The organism is Pseudoalteromonas sp. SR45-5 (genome assembly GCF_014163565.1).
Lineage (GTDB): Bacteria > Pseudomonadota > Gammaproteobacteria > Enterobacterales > Alteromonadaceae > Pseudoalteromonas > Pseudoalteromonas distincta.
The window spans coordinates 1-3,435 of record NZ_JACJDN010000447.1; the positions used below are offsets into that span (position 1 = coordinate 1).

At 38.2% G+C, this 3,435-nt stretch carries 3 protein-coding genes; 1 reads left to right on the top strand and 2 read right to left on the bottom strand.

Annotated elements, in window-relative coordinates; translation table 11 throughout:
- Positions 1–40 precede the first annotated feature (40 nt).
- A complete protein-coding gene (locus tag H5072_RS14895) occupies positions 41–1,666 on the top strand; it encodes a methyl-accepting chemotaxis protein (RefSeq protein WP_024594860.1) in 1,626 nt (541 codons plus the stop codon).
- A gap of 188 nt (positions 1,667–1,854) precedes the next feature.
- Here H5072_RS14895 and H5072_RS14900 read toward each other — a convergent pair whose 3' ends face one another.
- Positions 1,855–2,262 carry a hypothetical protein gene (locus H5072_RS14900; protein WP_002962772.1) on the bottom strand — a complete coding sequence of 136 codons (408 nt, stop codon included), beginning with the start codon at positions 2,260–2,262 and terminating at the stop codon, positions 1,855–1,857.
- 12 nt (positions 2,263–2,274) lie between these two features.
- Positions 2,275–3,405 carry a porin gene (locus H5072_RS14905; protein ID WP_182693962.1) on the bottom strand — a complete coding sequence of 377 codons (1,131 nt, stop codon included), beginning with the start codon at positions 3,403–3,405 and terminating at the stop codon, positions 2,275–2,277.
- Between the last annotated feature and the right edge of the window lie 30 nt (positions 3,406–3,435).

Consider the following 3,435-nt stretch of genomic DNA (forward strand, 5'->3'; position numbering starts at 1 on the left):
AGCCGATAATAGATTTAGACAATAAAATAAGGTATTCACAATGGCTTCAGGCTTCACTTTTCAAAATCTCAGCATAAGTAAAAAAATACATGCGATTACGAGTATTGCTGTCGTTGCATTTTTAGTGATTGTTCTGATCAACTATTTTGCTATGAATGATAATAGAATTGCACTTGATGAAATGGAAAAATCATCCTACAAAGTTGTTAAGTTAACATCTGCTAATGTTGGCATTTTAGAGAAGCTGGACGAACTTTACACCCAAGCCGTAACATTTGGTGAGCAAGATTTAGTCGAGAAAGCATCTGACACATATAAGCAACTTGAGTTGAATATTATTGCGATAGAAAAAATAAATGCCTCTTACATTCACAGTGACACTAAAGAGCAGCTCGCAAATTACGAAAAAATATCAGCGACTATCGCAAATGGCATGGTAAATGGAACAGCAGATTTTAGTAAAATTCAACAACAAGCACAGAGGAAAACAGCGCTTTATAACGATGTCCTAGAAAAGTTTAAGGCAGCACAAGTCAAAGCTGACGATCGTTTTTTTGAACTTGTTGCAAGCACAAAGGACCGCTCTGATTACGCCCTTACGTTAATGTTAGTTGTTTCTATTGTATCGCTTATTTTATTGCTCTTTATGGCTATTTGGATAGCTAAGCGAATTGCTTCTTCGGCAAGTGATGCGGCAAATAATTTAAGCTTATTAGCAAGCGGTAAAGGCTCGCTAAGCACTAAATTGACAGTTAACTCTGAAGATGAAATAGGTCAAGTATCTATAAACTTCAACTCTTTTATTGGCATATTGAAAAAAACGGTGTTAGAAATTATCGCGGTTTGCGAACCGTTAATGGAAAACTCTACTCGCTTAGTGCAGGGGATGGAACAAGCGGAGCGTGCAACGACTAAACAAACCACTGATGCTGAGATTGTAAAGCAATCGATGGAAGAGATGAAACAGAGTGTAGGAGATATCTCTCAATCAGCTGCAAGTGCTTCTCATGCAGCGCAAACGGCTGAGAAAGAAGTTGAGCAAAGTCGAACTCAAGTACAAACATCAGTAACCGCTTCTCGTACGTTAAGTGATGAGATTAATCACGCTGCTACAACTATCAATAAATTAGCAGACGATACAAAAAATGTGTCGCAAATATTAAATGTTATTACATCAATAGCGGAGCAAACAAATTTACTTGCACTTAATGCTGCCATTGAGGCTGCCCGTGCTGGTGAGCATGGCCGAGGCTTTGCTGTTGTTGCTGATGAAGTTAGAGAGCTTGCATCGCGAACTGCTCACTCTACAAATGAGATTCGAGAGCTGTTGACTACTTTAACTGAAGCGGCTAACGAATCAGTTACTGCAATGACGACTGCAAGAGATATGGCTACAGATAATGCAACTGCAGCAGAAAAAACGGGTATTTCTATAGAGAAAATTGCAGAGCAAATGTTAGAAATAAATGGAATGAACTCACAAATTGCTGCTGCCACAGAAGAGCAAACATCAGTTGCTGCTATGGTTGTAGAAAACGTGACAAATATGCACGTATCATTTGAAGATACAATGGACTCGCTAACGGCTGTGAGGGATGTAGCTAAAAACCTTCATTACCTTTCAGATAACCTATTAGATGCCACGGCTAAATTTAAAATTGAGTAACGTAGCTAAATCAATTCGAAGTAATGCTTATTCAATTTGAGAGGGCAGATCAGACGCTAGCTGTGTTAAAATTTCTATTGAACAGTTTTTCTCCCTCAAAATATCTTACTTAATCGAGCGAATTGTTATTAAAGTTAAGTTATAAAAAAACCACCGATTAGGTGGTTTTTTTAATTTAATAATAGCAATTAAAAGGTAGCAATCACTTTAACTTTGTCAGTTGCTTTACTGCTATCTATATAGCCGATTGAATCACCATTAGCGGCAACAAAGTCAATGACAGCTTGATCTGAATCAAACTTTTCAGGCGGTGTTCCTTTACCTGTAAAAACAAGTTTTGACCAATAGGCATTTAATTGGCTGCTCGATTTACCTACCACTTTAGAATTGAATTCATCAGCAATAGCGGTACCGTTTTGAGTTGCTGGGTTGACCTTATTGCCGTTATCAAACGACTTGGCCTTTCCTAAGTAAATTTTCTTAATAGTCTCTGCATCAAGTGCATTTGCATTACCAGGATTTACAATTACTGCAACTTCAGCCAAAGCACCGAAAGAACATAATGAAAGCGCACTAGCGAGGATTAATTTTTTCATATTCCGCTCCAATTAAAATACTAAATCAACACCAACGGCTACTACATCCGTTTCAGTGTCAGTGATGTCATCATCAAATCGACTGAAGTCAATTTTAAATGCAGCAGAAGGGTGGAAGTCATAACGTGCGCCAATTGTGTATACGTTACTCTCTGCACGCATGCTCTCTAGGGCAAAGTTCACTGTAGTATTTAATAAAGGAATTGATTCAAGAGTATTAAAACGTGATGAATCATGTTTATCATCATTTTTTTCATAGGTGAAGTGAACAATAACATCGTCTATACGATAACCGGCAGAGGCATAGTATTGTGATTGTTCAGCCAAAATACTTCCCTCTACTTCAAACTGTGTATATTCAGCATCAAATAAGAAGTTATCATAGTCAATAGAGAAGCCAATACCAACAAAAGTTGTTTCATCTTCGTCAGTAGTAAGATCATTTGCTGTGCTCGTTAAACCGTTAGTATTAAGTACTTCAACAAGTCCAATTAAACCGCTGTCATTAGATGAAATGCTTGTGTCGGCCACAATATATGCAGTTCGTGCACTGAACCAGTCGTATGATAGGCTCCAGTTTATACCGCCTAAATTATTTAACTCAGCAGGTAAGCTATCTCCAAATACATCTATATCGCCATCAAAAGCGCCATAAAACCCTTGCAAAGTAGAGTCCCAATCTCCTAATTGATTGTTGTAAACAACACTCAAGCCTTCATAAGTCGAAAATGGGATACCGTATACTGAGCGAGGTGGACGTACCCAGCGATAAGCATAGCCAACATCCAAGAAATCTGAGTATTTATAGAAAGGAACACGCATTTTACCAGCGCTAAATTGCAGTTCATCGCTGTATTCATAAGTAACATATGCCCATTCGAATGTGGCGTCAAAGTCGTCCTCTCCACGCGCAATAATTTGAGCCGTAGCCGTTAGCTTCTCTTGAAGATCAGCAGATAGTTGTAAAGCGAACTTACTCTCATTTTTAAATGAGATATCATCGTCATATCCGTATAAGGTTTGATCACTGTCTAGGCTTTTACCACCCACTATAGATGCAAAACCCTTAATACGTACTTCAGCGCTTGCATAGCTAGATGCAAGTACAGCACATACAGCTACTGCTACAGATAGCTTTTTCATATGTATTTCCTATTTGTTATTTAGATGTTG